The following is an 18,891-nucleotide window of genomic DNA, read 5'->3' on the forward strand; positions in this document are numbered from 1 at the left end:
GAAACCAAATTGACCGCGATTGTAGTCTGGATTTTCTTTGTGTAACATAGCGATTCTCCCTCTGCTTATTAGCTAGTATTCCTATCTCTATTATACTACTTTACATATGAAAAAGCCGTTAGAAATATAATTCTAACGACTTTGTCTTCATTCTGAAGACTTGATTCGTAAATCAAGTCTTTTGGTTTATAAACTTTTTTCTCCATCGCGAACAATGAGTAAATCGATAGTTGCGTGGCGCATGATATATTCGGATGAGGATCCGATTAGGAGGCGTTCAAAGGCATTTAGACCAGTTGCTCCAAGTAGCATAAGATCTGCACCAGTTTCCTTTGGAATATCAATAGCCAGGAGGGTTTTAGGGTTACCGAATTCAATGCGAATCTGTACATCGGTCAGACCAGCGTTGAGGGCTTCTTGTTTGTATTCTTCGAGGAGGAGCTCCGCCTCTCTTTCTAAAGATTCATAGACAGAGGCGTCAAATGCAACAACATTGTGGAGAGCACGGGTATCAATCACATGGGCGATAATCAGACGCGCTTGGTTGCGTAGTGCAACATGAATGGCTTTATGAAGAGCTAATTCTGCTCCTTTAGAGCCGTCTACAGCGACGAGTATTGTTTTATAAGATTGTGTCATAATAATCACTCCTTTCAGAAGAGCTTTGTCCCGAAATAGGTAGAGCAGTTCCTTACATTTTTATTATAAGCCTTTTAAGAGAAAATGTAAAGGATTCTTGTACTTTTTTTGCTTTTACAGTACAATAGAAAAGATAGAAAGTCGAGGTGACGACATGAAGCAATTTAACAAGTCAACAAAATTGGATGATGTAGCATATGATATTCGTGGGCCTGTTTTGGAAGAGGCCATGCGCATGCGTGCCAATGGAGAGCAGATTTTACGTTTGAATACGGGGAATCCTGCAGAATTTGGTTTTACTGCTCCAGATGAAGTTATTCGTGACTTGATTCATAACGCCCGTAAATCAGAGGGATATTCGAACAGTAAGGGAATTTTTTCTGCACGTAAGGCTATCATGCAGTATTGTCAGCTAAAGAAATTTCCAAATGTTGATATTGAAGATATTTATCTTGGAAACGGCGTGAGTGAGCTGATTGTTATGTCTATGCAAGGTTTGCTAGATAATGGTGATGAGGTGTTGGTACCAATGCCAGACTATCCTCTCTGGACTGCTGCGGTTAGTTTGGCTGGTGGTAAAGCTGTTCACTATGTTTGTGATGAAGTAGCTGAATGGTATCCGGATTTGGCAGACATGGAGTCCAAGGTGACTTCTCGAACCAAGGCAATTGTCCTTATCAATCCAAATAATCCAACTGGAGCTCTCTATCCGAAAGAAATTTTAGAAGGAATCATTGATATTGCTCGTAGACATGAATTGATCATTTTCTCTGATGAGATTTATGATCGCATGGTTTTTGATGGAGCTGTTCATATCCCTATTGCGACACTGGCTCCAGATTTATTTATTGTGACGATGAATGGACTGTCTAAATCGCATCGTATTTGTGGTTTCCGAGTAGGCTGGATGGTCTTATCTGGTCCGAAAAAACATGTAAAAGGTTACATTGAAGGCTTGAATATGTTGTCCAATATGCGTTTGTGTTCAAACGTTTTGGCTCAACAGGTTGTTCAAACTTCTTTGGGAGGTTACCAATCGGTTGATGAACTCTTGATGCCTGGCGGACGCTTATATGAACAAAGGGAGTTTATTACCAAGGCGATTAATGATATTCCAGGGCTTTCTGCTGTAAAACCTAAGGCTGGTCTGTATGTCTTCCCAAAAATTGATTGTGAGATGTACAGAGTTGATGATGATGAACAATTTGTATTGGATTTCCTCAAGCAAGAAAAAGTACTTTTGGTCCATGGTCGAGGTTTTAACTGGAAGGATCCAGATCATTTCCGTATTGTGTATTTACCACGTGTGGATGAGTTGGCAGAAATTCAAGAAAAAATGTCACGATTCTTGCGGCAATATCGTAGATAATGGAATTTAGGGCTGAATGTTACTCAGCCTCTTTCTTTTTGCATGGATGAAATTGTTTGTGTTTTTCTAACAACGGTAAATATTCTGATAATTGTTGAAATTTTATGTATTTTTTGCTATACTGAAAGCAATTACAGAGTAAAGAGGAAAATATGACAACATTATTAGAGAAGACACGGAATATTACTTCTATTTTGAAGCGTTCCGAAGAGCAATTGGCAGAAGAATTGCCTTACAATGCTATTGCTGAACATCTATCAGCTATTATTGATTGTAATTCTTGTATTATTAATAGCGAAGGTGAAGTTTTGGGATACCACATGAGTTACGAGACAAACAATGATCGTGTGGAAGAATTTTTCCAAAATAAACAATTCCCAGAAGGATATGTAAAAGCAGTCGCGCAGGTTTATGATACGCAGGTTAACTTGCCTGTCGAGAGCGAGTTGACTGCCATCCCTGTTGAATCACGATCGACCTATCCAAATGGTCTGACAACGATAGCCCCTATCCATGTGACGGGAATTCGTTTTGGTTCGCTTATTATTTGGCGGAATGATGAGCAGTTTCACGATGATGATTTGATTTTGGTTGAGATTGCAGCAACAGTAGTTGGTATCCAGTTGCTTAATTTCCAACGGGAAGAAGATGAGAAGAATATTCGTCGTCGCGCTGCGGTCAATATGGCGGTAAATACGCTTTCTTATTCTGAGATGAAGGCGGTGGCGGCTATTCTGGGTGAGTTGAGTGGCAATGAGGGGCAGCTGACTGCGTCTGTGATTGCGGACCGTATCGGTATTACTCGTTCGGTCATTGTCAATGCTTTGCGTAAGTTGGAGAGTGCGGGGATTATTGAAAGTCGTTCGCTTGGTATGAAAGGAACCTATTTGAAGGTTCTCATCCCAGCTATTTTTGATGAAATTAAGAAACGTGACTACTAAAATGACAAAAGCATTGAATATATAATAGATTTTGTAGCAGATGAAAGAAAGTTGACTGCTGGAAAATCAGCTCAGGCTATTTCTGAACGAATTGCTCAGGTTACACAAGAAGCTTTTGAAAATGGAGACTACATTTTCTTTGTGATTGATGGTCATGAGGAGGGGGATGAATTTCATCCTGAAGCTCAGCTTTTCCCAAGTCATAATATCATTGGGACGCAAGGGCGTGACTTGTATGGTTCTTTAGCAGATTTTTATCAAAAACATAAAGGGCATGCGCGTGTTCGTTGGATGGATAAACGTCATTATTCTACTTTTTCTGGAACGGATTTGGATGTTCGACTAAGAGAACGTGGTGTAGATACGGTTGTCTTGACGGGTGTTTTGTCTGATATTTGTGTTCTTCATACAGCTATTGATGCTTATAATAAGGGGTATCGTATTGAGGTGGTCTCATCAGCCATTGCTGCATTGACGGAGGAGAATCATCAGTTTGCTCTCAACCATTTGCGTCATGTACTTGGTGCGACAATCATTGACTAATAGTATAGTGACCAGTCTGTGGACTGGTCTTTCGTTATGGCTTCGAGCCAGTTTTTCTCGTAGAGAAAAACAAGAAAACCACCAGCTATGCTGGTGGCTGACAAGGCTTTGAGCTTCCATTTCTTTTTCCCGATATAATCTAATTGTGCAGGTTAGATCAAGGAGGAGTAAACTAGTCCAGTGGACTAGTTTAGCATGGCTAAAACCAGTTACAGTTTATCACATACCAAATGGATGTGCTCTATCACATAGTTTTCACACCTAAGTACCGTAGAAAATCCATTTACTACAAAATAAGGCAGGACTTAATTGATATTTTCCGTCATCTATGTCGATACAAAGGCGTGGAAATCATTGAGGGACACATGATGCCAGACCATGTTCATATGCTTGTCTTGATACCCCCAAAACTTTCGATTTCGATTTTATGGGATATTTGAAAAGTAAAAGTGCTCTAATGATATTTGATAAACATGCCAATTTAAAATATAAGTATGGAAATCGAAAGTTTTGGGCTAGAGGTTACTATGTTAGTACCGTTGGACTGAATGAAAAGACAGTTGCGAAATATATTCGCGAGCAGGAGAACAATGACATTGCACTTGATAAATTGAGTGTCAAAGAGTATGAAGACCCATTTTCAGATGGCTGTTTTAGAACGAGATAAAAGCCCGTTGTTACGGGCATTAGTCAAGTAATTATAGCACTAACCTGAACGAAGTTCAGCGAACGTCTTTAGACGTCGCTGGAGAGAAACGGCTTATAGCCGGTGTACAAGCCACCCGTTTTCACGGGTGGTTATGACTTTTCTCCAATAGGAATCTGTATCATTAACACTCTTCGAAAATCAAACTCAGACCTTGTTGACTTTATTTGATGAACTTCAGTTCTATCTACATCTGCGTCGTCAGTCTGATTCTGATAAAAGAAGCGGTGTGATTGACCATGATAAATTTATCAAAATGCTTTACATAGGTGATTACTTGGTGTATAATATAGTCTGTGTGTAATGGACGCACAAAAATACAGTTTATCCGCTGGGTTTAAAAGCACCTAAGATTGACAAAGATAGGAGAATAAAATGAATCCATTGATCCAAAGTTTGACAGAAGGTCAACTTCGTACTGACATCCCTTCATTCCGTCCTGGTGACACTGTGCGTGTTCACGCTAAGGTTGTCGAAGGTAACCGCGAACGTATCCAGATTTTCGAGGGTGTTGTTATCTCTCGTAAAGGTCAAGGCATCTCAGAAATGTACACTGTACGTAAAATCTCTGGTGGTGTAGGTGTTGAACGTACATTCCCAATCCACACTCCACGTGTTGATAAGATTGAAGTAGTACGTTACGGTAAAGTACGTCGTGCTAAATTGTACTACCTACGTGCATTGCAAGGTAAAGCAGCACGTATCAAAGAAATCCGTCGTTAAGATAGTCCTACAGACTATTTTGGTCGGAGAAATGGGAGGCAGCGAAAGCTGTCTCTTTTTTTAAAAAATCTGTTGAAAAGTACTTTATTGTGAAAGCAGTGGCAAAATGGATTGTTTTTGTGTCTCTTCCATGAAATAATATGTTATACTATATATTATTGTAGCTAGTATAGAGGAGGTTGCGGATGAGCGAACAGTTTATTCCATCTGTTTTATCAGATTTACGGCAGGATATTGTTCAGATGCCAGAAGTTATCAAGGAATGTAGTGGAATTCGTATTTATGGTCGTCGCATTCGTTCAGTCTTATTTACAACGGATGTGTCGATTATTGCCAATCACAATGCAGATGCTATTTTGGCTGTTTATCCATTTACGCCCAGTCCAGCTATTATCAAAAGTATTATGTTGGTTGCGTCAGTTCCAGTCTTGGCTGGTGTTGGTGGAGGCTTGACGACAGGTATGCGTTCAGCTAATATGAGTCTATTGTCTGAGTCGGAGGGAGCATACGCTGTTGTGGTAAATGGACCAACGGATGTAAAAACAATTGAGGCAATCAATAAAGTAGTGGATATTCCTATCATTTATACAGTTGTTTCTGAAAAGTCTGATTTAACCTCACGGATTAAAGCAGGAGTAGATATTTTAAATGTTTCTTGCGGTATTGAAACGCCAAGGGTTGTGAAGAAGATTCGAGAAGCTTTCCCTGACTTTCCAATTATTGCGACTGGTGGTCCGACTGAGGACTCTATTCGTCGGGTTATCGAAGCTGGAGCCAATGCTGTCTCCTATACAGCTCCAAGTAATGGGGAGCTTTTTAAAGGGAAAATGGAAAAATACCGCAAACATGCAAAGGATTAGTTCATAAAAAGATAGGCTAAGCAAACAGTAAGTTTTATTGCTAGATGAAACTTGCTGTTTTTTATCGTTTTACGATGTGAGATTAGGAATACTTCGAATTTAAAGAACGGATTTTTAGGAGGAAATAGGTAACATATTAGGTCATTTCTACCTTTGTCTGGGGCTGGAAATATGGTATAATGAGAAGATAGATTTCCATTAGGAGGAAAGTAAGAATGAAGATTTCTGAAGCTGAAGTCCGTCACGTTGCCAAGCTGTCTAAGCTGGAATTTTCGGATCAAGAAACAGCGGAATTTGCGACAAGTTTGAGCAAGATTGTCGATATGGTTGAATTGCTCAATGAAGTAGATACGACAGGTGTTGCGGTAACGACCACTATGGCTGACCGTAAGAATGTCTTGCGAGCAGATGTTGCCCAAAAAGGTGAGAGCCGTGTGGAACTCTTTAAAAATGTGCCTGAATCACAAGATAACTTTATCAAGGTACCAGCTATTCTAGACGGGGGAGGAGATGCCTAATGACTTTTAATAACAAAACCATTGATGAATTGCATGACCTCCTTGTCAAAAAGGAGATTTCTGCGGTTGAGTTGACCAAGGCAACTTTGGAAGACATTAAGAGCCGTGAGGGAGCTGTGGATGCTTTCTTGACTATCACAGAAGATGCGGCCTTGGCGCAGGCTGCTGCCCTTGATGAAAAAGGGATTGATGCGGACAATGTTATGGCAGGGATTCCTTTGGCAGTCAAGGACAATATCTCTACCAAAGGTATTTTGACAACTGCTGCTTCAAAAATGCTCTATAACTACGAGCCGATTTTCGATGCGACATCGGTTGCTCAGGCCTATGCAAAGGATATGATTGTTGTTGGTAAGACCAACATGGATGAGTTTGCAATGGGTGGTTCGAATGAGAACTCTGCCTTCAAACCGACTAAAAATGCTTGGGACCAGACAAAAGTTCCTGGTGGTTCTTCAGGTGGTTCGGCTTCGGCTGTTGCTGCTGGTCAGGTCCGTTTGTCACTCGGTTCTGACACAGGTGGTTCCATCCGCCAGCCTGCGGCCTTTAATGGTATCGTTGGTATGAAACCGACCTATGGAACGGTATCCCGTTTTGGTTTGATTGCCTTTGGTTCATCTCTTGACCAGATTGGTCCGTTTTCACAGACGGTTAAGGAAAATGCCCAGTTGCTCAATGTCATCTCTGGTCATGATGTCAAGGATGCAACATCAACGATCAATGAAATTGCTGACTTCACTAGCAAGATTGGTCAGGACATCAAGGGTATGAAAATTGCTCTGCCAAAAGAATACATGGGCGAAGGGATTGATCCGCAGGTCAAGGAAACCATTCTCAAGGCGGCTAAGCACTTGGAAAGTCTGGGGGCGATTATCGAGGAAGTCAGCCTGCCACATTCTAAGTATGGGGTTGCCGTTTACTACATCATTGCTTCATCAGAGGCTTCTTCTAACTTGCAACGTTTTGACGGAATCCGTTATGGTTTCCGTGCAGAAGATGCGACCAATTTGGATGAGATTTACGTGAAAACCCGTAGCCAAGGTTTTGGTGAGGAAGTCAAACGCCGTATCATGCTGGGAACTTTCAGCCTGTCATCTGGTTACTACGATGCCTACTTCAAGAAGGCTGGTCAGGTGCGGACCTTGATTATCCAGGATTTTGAAAAAGTCTTTGCGGACTACGATTTGATTTTGGGTCCAACCGCTCCGACCGTTGCCTTTGGCTTGGATACGCTCAACCATGATCCTGTAGCTATGTACTTGGCGGATCTCTTGACCATTCCTGTCAACTTGGCAGGTCTTCCTGGTATTTCCATTCCTGCTGGCTTTGTGGAAGGCTTGCCAGTCGGCTTGCAGTTGATTGGTCCAAAGTATTCAGAAGAAACCATTTACCAAGTGGCTGCTGCCTTTGAAGCGACGACAGACTACCACAAGCAACAACCAGTGATTTTTGGAGGTGCTAACTAATGAACTTTGAAACGATTATTGGTCTAGAAGTCCATGTGGAGTTGAATACCAACTCGAAAATTTTCTCACCTTCATCTGCTCATTTTGGTGAGGATCCCAATGCCAATACCAACGTGATTGACTGGTCCTTCCCAGGTGTTCTTCCTGTTCTTAACAAGGGTGTTGTGGATGCGGGGATCAAGGCTGCCTTGGCCTTGAACATGGACATTCACAAGGAAATGCACTTTGACCGTAAGAACTATTTCTATCCTGATAACCCCAAAGCCTATCAGATTTCCCAGTTTGATGAGCCGATCGGCTACAATGGTTGGATTGAGATTGAGCTAGAGGACGGATCAACCAAGAAAATCCGTATCGAGCGTGCGCATTTGGAAGAGGATGCAGGTAAGAATACCCACGGAACAGATGGCTATTCTTATGTTGACCTCAACCGTCAGGGTGTTCCCTTGATTGAGATTGTATCAGAAGCAGATATGCGTTCGCCTGAGGAGGCCTATGCTTATTTGACAGCCCTCAAGGAAATCATCCAATACACTGGTATTTCAGATGTGAAGATGGAAGAGGGTTCTATGCGCGTGGATGCCAACATCTCTCTTCGTCCTTATGGTCAAGAAAAATTTGGTACCAAGACTGAGTTGAAAAACCTCAACTCCTTCAACTATGTTCGTAAGGGCTTGCAGCATGAAGTAGAACGTCAGGCAAAAATCTTGCGTTCAGGTGGTCAAATCCAGCAGGAAACTCGCCGTTACGATGAATCTACTGGTGAAACCATTCTCATGCGTGTCAAAGAAGGGTCAGCTGACTACCGTTACTTCCCAGAGCCAGACCTACCGCTCTATGAGATTGATGATAGTTGGATTGAGGAAGTGCGTGCAGAATTGCCAGTCTTTCCAAAGGCTCGCCGTTCTTACTATGTGGAAAACTTGGGCTTGACCGCCTATGATGCTGGTCAGTTGACGTCTACCAAGGCTCTGTCCGACTTCTTTGAAGCAGCAGTGGTAGCAGGTGGCGATGCCAAACAAGTTTCCAACTGGTTGCAGGGTGAAGTGGCTCAGTTCCTCAATGCTGAAGGTAAGACTATTGAGCAAATTGCTTTGACACCGGAAAACTTGGTGGAGATGATTGCCTTGATTGTGGATGGAACTATTTCATCTAAGATTGCCAAGAAGGTCTTTGTTCATCTGGCCAAAGAAGGTGGCTCTGCTAAAGCTTACGTTGAGAAAGCTGGCTTGGTACAGATTTCAGACCCTGCGGTCTTGATTCCGATTATCCACCAAGTCTTTGCGGATAATGAAGCAGCCGTAGCTGACTTCAAGTCTGGCAAACGCAATGCCGATAAGGCCTTTACAGGCTTCTTGATGAAAGCAACCAAGGGACAAGCTAACCCACAAGTTGCACAACAACTCTTAGCAGAAGAACTTGCTAAGTTGTTGGATTAGTTTTAAAACTATAGAATACAAAAATCACTCAAAAAGAGTGGTTTTTTGTTGACTAAAATAATAATTATTATTATCATCATGGTATAAAGGTATGAGGGAGAATAATAGATATGTCAAAACAATTCGACAATTTTTTACTAAGACACGAGGAGAATGTCAAAAAATTAAAGAAACGTGATAAAGAAACTGAGTCAGACAAGGAAAGATCAAGAGATGAATTTTCTAGAGATTATTCTAGGGTAATCTATTCTAACTCCTTTAGACGGCAACAAGGGAAAATGCAACTGTTTGCTGTTAATGGTAGAGCTTTTCACAGGAATAGGCTGACACATAGTTTTGAAGTGGCACAGATTGCAAGGGGAATTGTTGATTATTTGAAAAAAAATACGTCTAATAATATTGATATAGATTTCAATTCGATGTCTGTCGTTGTTGAAACTGGTGCACTTGTACACGACATTGGCAATCCCCCATTTGGTCATCATGGAGAAAGAATTTTAAATGATTTGGCAAAGGATATTGGTTTTGAAGGAAATGCACAAGGGTTACGGGTATTAAAAAATATTGAAAAAAAGTCTCCAGATCATAAAGGCTTAAACTTAACATATAGAACCCTAGCTTCAATTCTAAAATATTATGTTCCATATAGAAAATCACGAAAGACTGAGAAGTTCATATACAAAGAAGATTATGAGGAATTTAAAAAGAGATTTAAAGAAATGGATGTGTTTGTGAGAACAATTGATGTTCAAATTGTTGATTTGGCAGATGAAATTGCTTATTGTGCACATGACTTGGAAGATGCATTGGCGAGTAACTACTTCACCATTGATCAATTTGTATTTTTGTTGGAACAGAAATTGGGAGAAGAGCAAACATTAGAGGATTTTAAGAAATGGATTGAAGAGGCAAAAAATAAAGCCGATAGAAGTAAATCCAATGATGACTATGATTTTTATTTTAGACGAGAATTGCTTTCCATTATTGTGAATAAATTCATTGAGGATATAGATATTGTAGAACTTAATGAAAAAGACAAGAAAAAATTAGGAACTGATCAGGATCAAGAACTAGGGCTCGGTCATTATAAAAAACTTGCTGGTGCATTGAAGAAAACAATTTTCGAAGGCGTAACAAATTCTGATGATATTATTTTATATGAAAATGTTGGGACGAAAGTGTTGACTAGTTTATTTGATTTATTCATGAACGAAGAATATAATCGGAAGAGTTTTTTGATGCCAATCGAATATCGATTTGAAAAAGACGATACCCAAAGTGACAAGAAAAGAAAAGTACTAGATTATATTTCTGGCATGATGGACACTTACGCAATTGAGATGTATATAAAACATTTTGGTACAGATCCGTTCTTAGAGAAATATGATGCAGCTATATTCAAGAAAGGAACTGGTAAAAAGCTAATAGAGTGTTTAGCACAAAATTTCTTACATAAATAGCAATATGTTTAAGAAAACCGAGAATTCGTCAGAACTCTCGGTTTTTCTTTTGCACTTTTAATAAGAACTCTCCCGAATGATCAGCTGGGTACCCAGCTTGATTTTGCGGGGGTGGTGGGGGTGTGGACTCGCAATGATACGGTCCAGAAGCTGCATGGCTTCCTGTCCCATTTCTTCGGTGTAGACACTGATAGAAGACAGGGCTGGATAGACCTGGCGGGTGATGGCTGTGTCGTTGAAGGTGATGAGCTGGACCCGTTCTGGCACGGCGATTTGGTGCTCTTGAAGGGCTCTAAGGGCACCGACAGCCAGAGTGTCGTTTGCCATGAAGAAGGCTGGAGGCAGTTGGTCGCCCAGGTCGGAAATGGCCTGGCTCATCAGCTCATAGCCCGACTGGGTGGAGAACTTTCCTTGGTAGATGTAGTCTTCTTGGAGCATGCCCAAGGAGTCTAGATAGGTCCGAAAGGCAGTCAGGCGGGGATCTGTTGGCAGTTGGTGTCCGTCTGTGGTTTCTTCCTGTCCGACTAGGAGTCCAATATCAGTCAGACCTTGTGAACGGAAGTGGTCGATAACTGTCTGAACAGAGTGTTCAAAGTCAGTTGTGACGCAGGAGAATCCCTCGGTCAGTGTATCAGAATCTACAAAGATTAGCTTGGAAGACAAGTTGGTCAGCTCTGCTATTTGCCCAGAAGAAAATTTACCAACTGCGATGATGCCGTCCAATCCTTGAAGGAGGGGATTGGTCAAGTCGTTGAAGGAGCGGATGATTTGATAGCCGAGAAGGCTGGCGGTCTGCTCGATGCTGGCACGGATGGAATAGTAGTAGAGGTCAGCCAGCTCTTCGCTTTCGGTGTACCATTGGACAATACCGATGGTGCCTTTTTGTTGGGGTGCTTGTTTTTTGAGGTGTTTGGTGTAGCCCAGGTCCTGTGCCAAGTTGAAAATGCGGTCGCGGGTTTCTGGGCTGACGGATAGGGTCAGGTCTCCCTTGAGAACTCTGGAAATGGTGGCAGAGGATAGTTGAGCTTTTTCGGCGATTTCTTTGATAGTAACCATGTTTTTCTCCTGTTTATTTGTCTCTAGTATAGCATAAAAAATAAAATTAGTAAAAATTTAGTAAAAATATTGACTTTTAAATTCTTGAGTTGTACAATAAAAGAAAACGATTACAAAATCTAGGAGGTTCTTATGAATAAAGAACAACTCAAGCAAGCCTTTCTCGATGTGTTTGGTCAAGAGGCAGCTGCGGCTTTCTTCTCACCAGGTCGGATTAACTTGATTGGTGAGCACACGGACTACAATGGTGGACATGTTTTTCCTGCGGCTATTACCTTGGGGACCTACGGAGCTGCTCGCAAACGTGATGATCAGCTTCTACGTTTTTATTCCGCAAACTTTGAAGAACTTGGAATTATCGAAGTGGATTTGAACAATCTGGTCTTTGATAAGGCGGACAACTGGACCAACTATGCCAAAGGGGTGCTCAAGTTCTTGCAGGAAGCAGGTCACACCATTGACACAGGTATGGAAGTCTTTGTTTACGGTAACATTCCAAATGGTTCAGGCTTGTCTTCATCAGCTTCTCTGGAACTCTTGATTGGCATCATCGCAGAAGAATTGTATGGTCTAGAATTGACTCGTCTTGATTTGGTGAAAATTGGGAAACAAACGGAAAATCACTTTATCGGTGTCAATTCTGGTATCATGGACCAGTTTGCTATCGGTATGGGAGCGGATAATCGGGCGATTTACCTTGATACCAATAGCTTGGAGTATGAATTGGTGCCCCTTGACTTGGGTGACCATGTGATTGTCATCATGAACACCAACAAACGCCGTGAATTGGCAGATTCTAAGTACAATGAGCGTCGTGCGGAATGTGAAAAAGCAGTGGAAGAATTGAATGCAATCTTGAATATTCAAACTCTGGGAGAATTGGATGAATGGACCTTTGATCAATATAGCTATTTGATTAAGGATGAAAATCGTATCAAGCGTGCCCGCCATGCTGTCTTAGAAAATCAACGGACCTTGCAGGCTCGTAAGGCCTTGGAAGAAGGAGATTTGGCAACCTTTGGTCGTTTGGTCAATGCTTCTCATGTTTCTTTGGAGCATGATTATGAAGTGACAGGTTTGGAATTGGATACCTTGGCCCATACAGCTTGGGAGCAAGAAGGCGTTCTTGGTGCTCGGATGACAGGAGCTGGTTTCGGTGGCTGTGGTATTGCCATTGTCCATAAGGATAAGGTTGATGCCTTTACTGAGAATGTTGGTAAGACCTATACAGAGGTTGTTGGCTATGAACCAAGCTTTTATGTAGCAGAGATTGCTGGAGGCTCTCGCGTCTTATAGTCATTCATTTTGTCTTATATTATTTCGGCTAACGAGGAAACTTCGTTTCAGGATTTCCCGCTTCAAATAATGTCATCAACAGAGAACTCGCTTTGCCGTACTTGATGACTATAACTTGCTATCGTAAGTGTGATTTCCAAGCTCCAACTATCCCCAGACAGTTGGAGCTTGTACTAAAAGTAAACTGAAAGACTATTTTTAATAATAGATTGGAGAAATGATGACAGGATTGGTGGATCGTTTTGTTGAGCAGGTCATTGCCAACAGTGGTTTTGAAGAAATGGATGCTCTTTACCTGCGCAATCGGGTCTTGGCTTTGGTGGGAGACCAGGTTCTGACTGTTCAAACAGATTTAGAGGACTTGATTGAATTAAAAGATGAACTATTGGCTCATGGAGTTCGAACTGGTTTTGTGGGTGAATTGCTGGAAGAGCAGGACATGGTTGGGGCTTGTTTGATGGATTTGATGACACCGAGTCCGAGTCAGGTCAATCGTGATTTTTGGCAGACCTATCAGGACAGTCCAGAGCAAGCGATTGGCGACTTCTATGAATTGAGCAAGCGCAATGACTATATCAAGATGGCTGCGATTGCGAAAAATATCTATTATCAAGTTTCGACAGAGTATGGGGATTTGGAAATCACAATCAATCTGTCTAAACCTGAGAAGGATCCCAAGTCTATTGCAGCTGCTACGAAAGCTGAAGCAAGCAATTATCCCAAATGTCTACTCTGTATGGAAAATGAGGGCTATCAGGGACGGATTAACCATCCAGCACGCGCCAACCACCGTATTATTCGCTTGGATCTTGGTCAGGAAAAGTGGGGCTTCCAGTATTCGCCCTATGCTTACTACAATGAACATGCTATTTTCCTAAATCAGGAACATGTGCCGATGGTCATTAGTCCCCAAACCTTTGAACAGCTTTTGGACTTGCTGGACATCTTTCCAAATTATTTTGTCGGCTCCAACTCAGACCTACCAATCTCGGGTGGCTCCATCTTGACCCACAATCACTATCAGGGTGGGCGGCACAGTTTTGCTATGGAAAAGGCTCCGATAGAAGGCCAGCTGGTCTTTGACGGCTTTGAGTCCGTTTCGGCAGGCATTGTCAAATGGCCCATGTCGGTGATTCGCTTGAGTTCTGCAGACAAGCCATCGCTTCTTGGTTTAGCGACTAAGATTTTGGAAAAATGGCGGAGCTACTCAGATGATAGCGTTCAGATTAAGGCTGAGACGGATGGAACTCCCCATCATACCATCACCCCTATTGCTCGGAAACGAGGAGATTTGTACGAGCTGGATTTGGTTCTCCGCGACAATCAGACCTCAGAAGAGTTTCCAGATGGCATCTACCATCCACATCCAGATGTGCAACATATCAAGAAAGAAAATATCGGCTTGATTGAGGTAATGGGCTTGGCGATTTTACCCCCACGCTTAAAGGCAGAATTGGCTGAAGTAGAAAAATTCTTACTGGGTCAAGATAGTCAAGTAGCTGACTATCATCAGCCTTGGGCGGAAAGCCTGAAAACAGCTCACCCAGATGTGACGGAAGAAACCGTCGAACAAGTTGTTCGTGAGTCAGTGGGACAAATTTTCGCGCGTGTATTGGAAGATGCAGGGGTCTACAAACGAACACCGGAAGGTCAGGCAGCCTTTCTACGATTCGTAGAATTTGTAGGTTTAGTAGCATAAATGTAAGAAAGAGTGGGACGCTATCCTGCTCTTTTGGTATAATGGAAGTATTCACAGTGTGAGAAGGAGATATGATGGCGGAAAAGAGATTGGGGACACTGATTACATTAATAGCAGGTATAGCCTGGGGCTTGTCTGGAGTGAGTGGGCAGTACTTGATGTCACGTGGTGTTTCAGTAGATATGATTACCTCCCTGCGCTTGATGGTATCGGGATTCTTTCTCGTTGGCCTGGCTTATGCTACAGCGAAAGAACAGCTGTTGATAGTGTTGAAAAATAGAAAAGCCTTGTTGGGAATTTTTGTTTTTGCGATGTTGGGTCTGGTTCTTAACCAGACGGCTTATTTACAAGCTATCTATCATACCAATGCGGGAACGGCTACGGTTTTACAATACCTTTGCCCTATCTTAGTCTTGGCTTATACCTGTTTGAAAAATAGGGAAAAACCATCAGGGATTGAGTTGATTTCAATTCTCTTAGCCGTAGCAGGAACTTTTTTGATTGCGACTCATGGCAAATTAGATGAATTGGCAGTGACTCCAATCGGTTTGTTCTGGGGAATCTTCTCAGCCTTTACTTATGCGCTATATATTATTTTGCCAGGTAAATTGATCCGTCAATACGGCAGTATAACGGTGATTGGTTTAGGGATGTTAATGGGTGGTTTTGTAGTCACGCTTGGTTTGCAAACTTGGCAGCATCGTCTTCCTATTGATGGTGGAAGTTTCCTGGGTCTGCTAGGTATTGTCGGAGTCGGGACGATTTTTGCCTATACTGCCTTTCTTAAAGGCGTCAGTATGGTTGGTCCTGTCAATGGTAGTCTTTTGGCCTCGATTGAGCCGATTGCATCTGTCTTTTTTGCAGTATGGTTAGTCAATGAGCAATTTTATGCAATTGATTTTGTTGGAATGTTGTTGATTTTACTTGCTGTTTTACTTATTTCTTTAAAAGATATATTGGTTGCCCAAAAGAGTATTGGTTAATATACTCTTTTTTTGTTATACTAAAGAAAAAACTTGAAAGGAATAAAGATGATTAAAGAATTTTGTTCCGAAAATCATGTAGGTGTGATGAAGGCCCTATCCCTAGGAGCTAAACGGATTGAACTCTGTGATAATTTGGCAGTCGGAGGGACGACGCCGAGTTATGGAGTGGTCAAACATGTTTGTCAACTGGCCCATGAGAATGAAGCCACAGTCATGACCATGATTCGCCCTCGCGGTGGAGATTTTTGCTACGATGAAGCAGAGGTTGAAATGATGGTTGAAGATTGTAAAGCAGCGATTGAACTGGGGTCAGATGGTCTGGTTTATGGTTTGTTAACCGAGGAAAATTGGTTGGACGAACCAGCCTTGAAAAGACTGTTTGCTGTTTCGCAGGACTGTCAGATTGTCTTTCACATGGCTTTTGACCAAATTCCTCGCGAACGCCAATTTGAGGCTCTTGATTGGCTGGCAGAACATGGAGTAGCACGGATTTTGACGCGTGGAAGTCTGACAGGGTCTGCCTTGAACAATGTGGAATGGTTACAGGAAATTGTCACCTATGCACAAGGTAAAATTGAAATCTTGATTGGTGGAGGATTGACTGTGGACAATGTGCCAACGTTATTAGAAGCATTACCAATCAATCAAGTACATGGAACGAGATTATTTTGGTAAGGTAGCTTTGAAAGTGAAATAAATTACAGAGTAATAATCGAAGTTTATTCAGAAATGTTTAGAAGTTAAGGTTCGTTTAAGCATTGGAAGATACAATATATTTATTCTTTTTCATATAATCTCCATGGAAGCAGTCGACATGTTCGGCTGTTTTCATTTTTGTTTGTTAAAGTCCGGTATACAGACTAGAAACTGCTGCGTCTCTATTGAATCCCCTACGTAAAGAATTGAGAACTGTAGCAGTGGAGATGAGTGATTTTGCTTTGGACTATGCTGTTCGTTTAGCCCAATCCTTGAATAGTACTTTGCGTCATCATAATTATGATAGCTTGATTGCCATTGCTAAAACCAAAGGAGTTGAACCAAAAGGTAAGGATTGTCAATCATTTTCAGAGTACAGACAGCGTTACAGTCTCTATGATGCTAAGAAGTTAATTTATCGCGCTCTCGCGTGGCGTCTATTCGATGATAGTCATGCAGATTATGGACATGCTCTTACCATTTTGGGGTTGGATGAGGATGAGTCAGGAGTAGAGCAAATCGGTTTTGCTTTTTCAAAATTTACTCTTGATATTGATTGGTTGCTAACCCATATGATTTTCATTCCGAAAGATTGGATTTTGGAAGAAGGTCAGATTTAATTCACAACTACCATTACATTACCTCTAGAAAACACTCGGTTGATCCGAGTGTTTTCTGCTATCGATTCGCATTTTTCTTAGAAAAATGGTATAATTATCTGATAAAAAACTTTGGAGACGACAGTGAGTTTAGAAAATTACATGCCGGATTTTGCCTTGGAAAAGGCTTATGACGTGACCGTCGAAAGCTTGAAAAAACATGGCATAAAAGTAGTGTTTGTTGACTTGGATAATACCTTGATTGCTTGGAATAATCCCGATGGTACGCCAGAGATGCGCCAGTGGTTACATGATTTGCAGGACGCAGGCATTCCTGTTGTGGTGGTGTCTAACAATAAATACGAACGTGTCAAACGGGCGGTTGAAAAATTGGGGATTGAATTTGAAGCCTTCGCTCTCAAGCCTTTCACCTTTGGGATTAACCGTGCTTTGAAACGCTTTGATGTCCAGCCGTATGAGGTAATTATGATTGGCGATCAGCTGATGACGGATATTCGGGCTGCTAAGCGAGCTGGTCTCAAGTCTGTCTTGGTCAAACCTTTGCTAAAGACGGACTCTATCAATACGCAGATTAACCGTTGGCGTGAGCGACGGACCATGAAAAAAATCATCGCTAAATATGGAGCGATAGACTACAAGAGGGAGATGTAAGTGGAAGAATTATTTTGTATCGGCTGTGGTGCCCAGATTCAGACACTAGACAAGGCTGTCGCTGGTTTTACACCTCAATCAGCCCTAGAAAAAGGCCTGGAAATAGGGCAACTTTACTGCCAACGTTGTTTCCGTTTGCGCCATTACAATGAGATTTCAGATGTCAATATCTCGGATGACGATTTCTTGAAACTCCTCCATAGCGTAGGAGAAAGTGATGCCTTGGTGGTCAATGTCATTGATATTTTTGATTTCAATGGTTCGGTCATTCCAGGTTTGCCTCGCTTTATTTCAGGCAATGATGTACTTTTGGTCGGCAACAAGCAGGACATTTTACCCAAGTCTGTCAAGACAGGCAAGGTCACTCAGTGGTTGACCGAGCGGGCGCATGAAATCGGCATGCGACCAGTTGATGTGGTCTTGACTTCTGCTCAAAACAAGCAGGCTATCAAGGATTTGATTGAAAAGATTGAACAACACCGCAAGGGACGGGATGTCTATGTGGTCGGCGTGACCAACGTTGGCAAATCAACCTTGATCAATGCTATTATCCAAGAAATCACAGGGGACAAGGATGTCATTACGACTTCACGTTTCCCTGGAACGACGCTGGATAAGATTGAAATTCCTTTGGATGATGGTTCATACATCTATGACACGCCAGGAATTATCCATCGTCACCAGATGGCCCATTATTTGACGGCTAAAAACCTTAAGTACATCAGCCCCCGGAAAGAAATCAAGCCAAAGACCTACCAGCTCAATCCAGAACAAACCTTGTTCTTGGCTGGTCTGGGACGATTTGACTTTGTGGCTGGTGAACGCCAAGGTTTTACAGCCTTCTTTGACAATGAGCTCCAACTCCACCGCACCAAGTTGCAAGGAGCTAGTGAATTTTACCAGAAACATGCGGGCTCACTTTTAGTGCCACCAACTAGCAAGGAATTGAAAGAATTTCCTGAATTGGTTCGTCATGAATTTACCATCAACGAAAAGACGGATGTGGTCTTCTCAGGTCTTGGTTGGATTAGTGTCAATGAAAAGGCTAAGATTGCTGCCTGGGCGCCTAAGGGTGTGGATGTGGTAATCCGCAAGGCGATTATCTAATACTCTTCGAAAATTAAAAGCAGACGTTGTTGACTTGATTTGATGAACTCCAGTTCTATCTGCATCTGCGTCGCCTAGTCTGATTTTAATTTTCATTGAGTATAAGAGGTATTTGA

General features: G+C 41.9%; 18 protein-coding genes and 1 pseudogene. 17 read left to right on the plus strand and 2 right to left on the minus strand.

Annotated elements, in window-relative coordinates:
• Positions 1–186: 186 nt before the first annotated feature.
• Positions 187–639 (minus strand): universal stress protein, encoded by a 453-nt coding sequence (locus ODU37_RS09460; protein WP_004195772.1) that lies wholly within the window; start codon positions 637–639, stop codon positions 187–189.
• A gap of 154 nt (positions 640–793) precedes the next feature.
• Between ODU37_RS09460 and ODU37_RS09465 the strand changes: the two genes are divergently transcribed.
• The 10 genes and pseudogenes from ODU37_RS09465 to ODU37_RS09510 all read left to right on the plus strand — a co-directional run bounded on the left by ODU37_RS09465 (position 794) and on the right by ODU37_RS09510 (position 10,664).
• Positions 794–2,008 (plus strand): pyridoxal phosphate-dependent aminotransferase, encoded by a 1,215-nt coding sequence (locus ODU37_RS09465; RefSeq protein ID WP_044759308.1) that lies wholly within the window; start codon positions 794–796, stop codon positions 2,006–2,008.
• 152 nt (positions 2,009–2,160) lie between these two features.
• Positions 2,161–2,949, plus strand: coding sequence for a GTP-sensing pleiotropic transcriptional regulator CodY (gene codY / locus ODU37_RS09470; RefSeq protein ID WP_029172019.1), 789 nt, complete (start codon positions 2,161–2,163; stop codon positions 2,947–2,949).
• 12 nt (positions 2,950–2,961) lie between these two features.
• Entirely contained in the window at positions 2,962–3,492 is a 531-nt protein-coding gene (locus ODU37_RS09475) for a cysteine hydrolase family protein (RefSeq protein WP_044759306.1), read from the plus strand.
• 195 nt (positions 3,493–3,687) lie between these two features.
• Positions 3,688–4,159 (plus strand): annotated as a pseudogene (gene tnpA, locus ODU37_RS09480) (IS200/IS605 family transposase).
• A gap of 414 nt (positions 4,160–4,573) precedes the next feature.
• Entirely contained in the window at positions 4,574–4,921 is a 348-nt protein-coding gene (gene rplS / locus ODU37_RS09485; protein ID WP_011921928.1) for a 50S ribosomal protein L19, read from the plus strand.
• 185 nt (positions 4,922–5,106) lie between these two features.
• Entirely contained in the window at positions 5,107–5,781 is a 675-nt protein-coding gene (locus ODU37_RS09490; RefSeq protein WP_024376328.1) for a hydrolase, read from the plus strand.
• A 215-nt stretch (positions 5,782–5,996) separates the two neighbouring features.
• Positions 5,997–6,299 (plus strand): Asp-tRNA(Asn)/Glu-tRNA(Gln) amidotransferase subunit GatC, encoded by a 303-nt coding sequence (gatC, locus tag ODU37_RS09495; RefSeq protein ID WP_105105782.1) that lies wholly within the window; start codon positions 5,997–5,999, stop codon positions 6,297–6,299.
• Positions 6,299–7,765 (plus strand): Asp-tRNA(Asn)/Glu-tRNA(Gln) amidotransferase subunit GatA, encoded by a 1,467-nt coding sequence (gene gatA, locus ODU37_RS09500; RefSeq protein WP_053866835.1) that lies wholly within the window; start codon positions 6,299–6,301, stop codon positions 7,763–7,765. The genes gatC and gatA overlap by 1 nt, the downstream gene beginning before the upstream one ends.
• Complete coding sequence (gene gatB, locus ODU37_RS09505; RefSeq protein ID WP_053866836.1) at positions 7,765–9,204, plus strand: Asp-tRNA(Asn)/Glu-tRNA(Gln) amidotransferase subunit GatB; 1,440 nt, start codon at positions 7,765–7,767, stop codon at positions 9,202–9,204. Before gatA ends, gatB begins: the two co-directional genes overlap by 1 nt.
• Positions 9,205–9,314: 110 nt before the next feature.
• Entirely contained in the window at positions 9,315–10,664 is a 1,350-nt protein-coding gene (locus tag ODU37_RS09510) for a deoxyguanosinetriphosphate triphosphohydrolase family protein (RefSeq protein ID WP_053866837.1), read from the plus strand.
• 57 nt (positions 10,665–10,721) lie between these two features.
• On the opposite strand, the gene ODU37_RS09515 is transcribed toward ODU37_RS09510, so the two are convergent.
• The gene (locus ODU37_RS09515) at positions 10,722–11,720 is read right to left on the minus strand and encodes a LacI family DNA-binding transcriptional regulator (protein WP_105105783.1); all 999 of its coding nucleotides are present in this window, start codon (positions 11,718–11,720) and stop codon (positions 10,722–10,724) included.
• Positions 11,721–11,852: 132 nt separating this feature from the next.
• Between ODU37_RS09515 and ODU37_RS09520 the strand changes: the two genes are divergently transcribed.
• The 7 genes from ODU37_RS09520 (at position 11,853) to yqeH (ending at position 18,775) form a co-directional block, all read left to right on the plus strand.
• Complete coding sequence (locus ODU37_RS09520) at positions 11,853–13,016, plus strand: galactokinase (RefSeq protein WP_105159077.1); 1,164 nt, start codon at positions 11,853–11,855, stop codon at positions 13,014–13,016.
• 217 nt (positions 13,017–13,233) lie between these two features.
• Positions 13,234–14,715: a UDP-glucose--hexose-1-phosphate uridylyltransferase gene (galT, locus tag ODU37_RS09525; protein WP_105159078.1), complete on the plus strand. Its 1,482-nt coding sequence runs from the start codon at positions 13,234–13,236 to the stop codon at positions 14,713–14,715.
• A gap of 74 nt (positions 14,716–14,789) precedes the next feature.
• Positions 14,790–15,698 carry a DMT family transporter gene (locus ODU37_RS09530; protein ID WP_105159079.1) on the plus strand — a complete coding sequence of 303 codons (909 nt, stop codon included), beginning with the start codon at positions 14,790–14,792 and terminating at the stop codon, positions 15,696–15,698.
• Positions 15,699–15,746: 48 nt separating this feature from the next.
• Entirely contained in the window at positions 15,747–16,376 is a 630-nt protein-coding gene (locus ODU37_RS09535; RefSeq protein WP_024414054.1) for a copper homeostasis protein CutC, read from the plus strand.
• Positions 16,377–16,624: 248 nt separating this feature from the next.
• Positions 16,625–17,017: a hypothetical protein gene (locus ODU37_RS09540; protein WP_398580469.1), complete on the plus strand. Its 393-nt coding sequence runs from the start codon at positions 16,625–16,627 to the stop codon at positions 17,015–17,017.
• A gap of 123 nt (positions 17,018–17,140) precedes the next feature.
• Complete coding sequence (locus tag ODU37_RS09545) at positions 17,141–17,668, plus strand: YqeG family HAD IIIA-type phosphatase (RefSeq protein WP_136670437.1); 528 nt, start codon at positions 17,141–17,143, stop codon at positions 17,666–17,668.
• Positions 17,669–18,775, plus strand: coding sequence for a ribosome biogenesis GTPase YqeH (gene yqeH, locus ODU37_RS09550; protein ID WP_249562538.1), 1,107 nt, complete (start codon positions 17,669–17,671; stop codon positions 18,773–18,775).
• Positions 18,776–18,891 lie beyond the last annotated feature (116 nt).

The sequence above is a fragment of the Streptococcus sp. 2021WUSS109 genome (assembly GCF_044427305.1).
GTDB classification, from domain to species: domain Bacteria; phylum Bacillota; class Bacilli; order Lactobacillales; family Streptococcaceae; genus Streptococcus; species Streptococcus suis.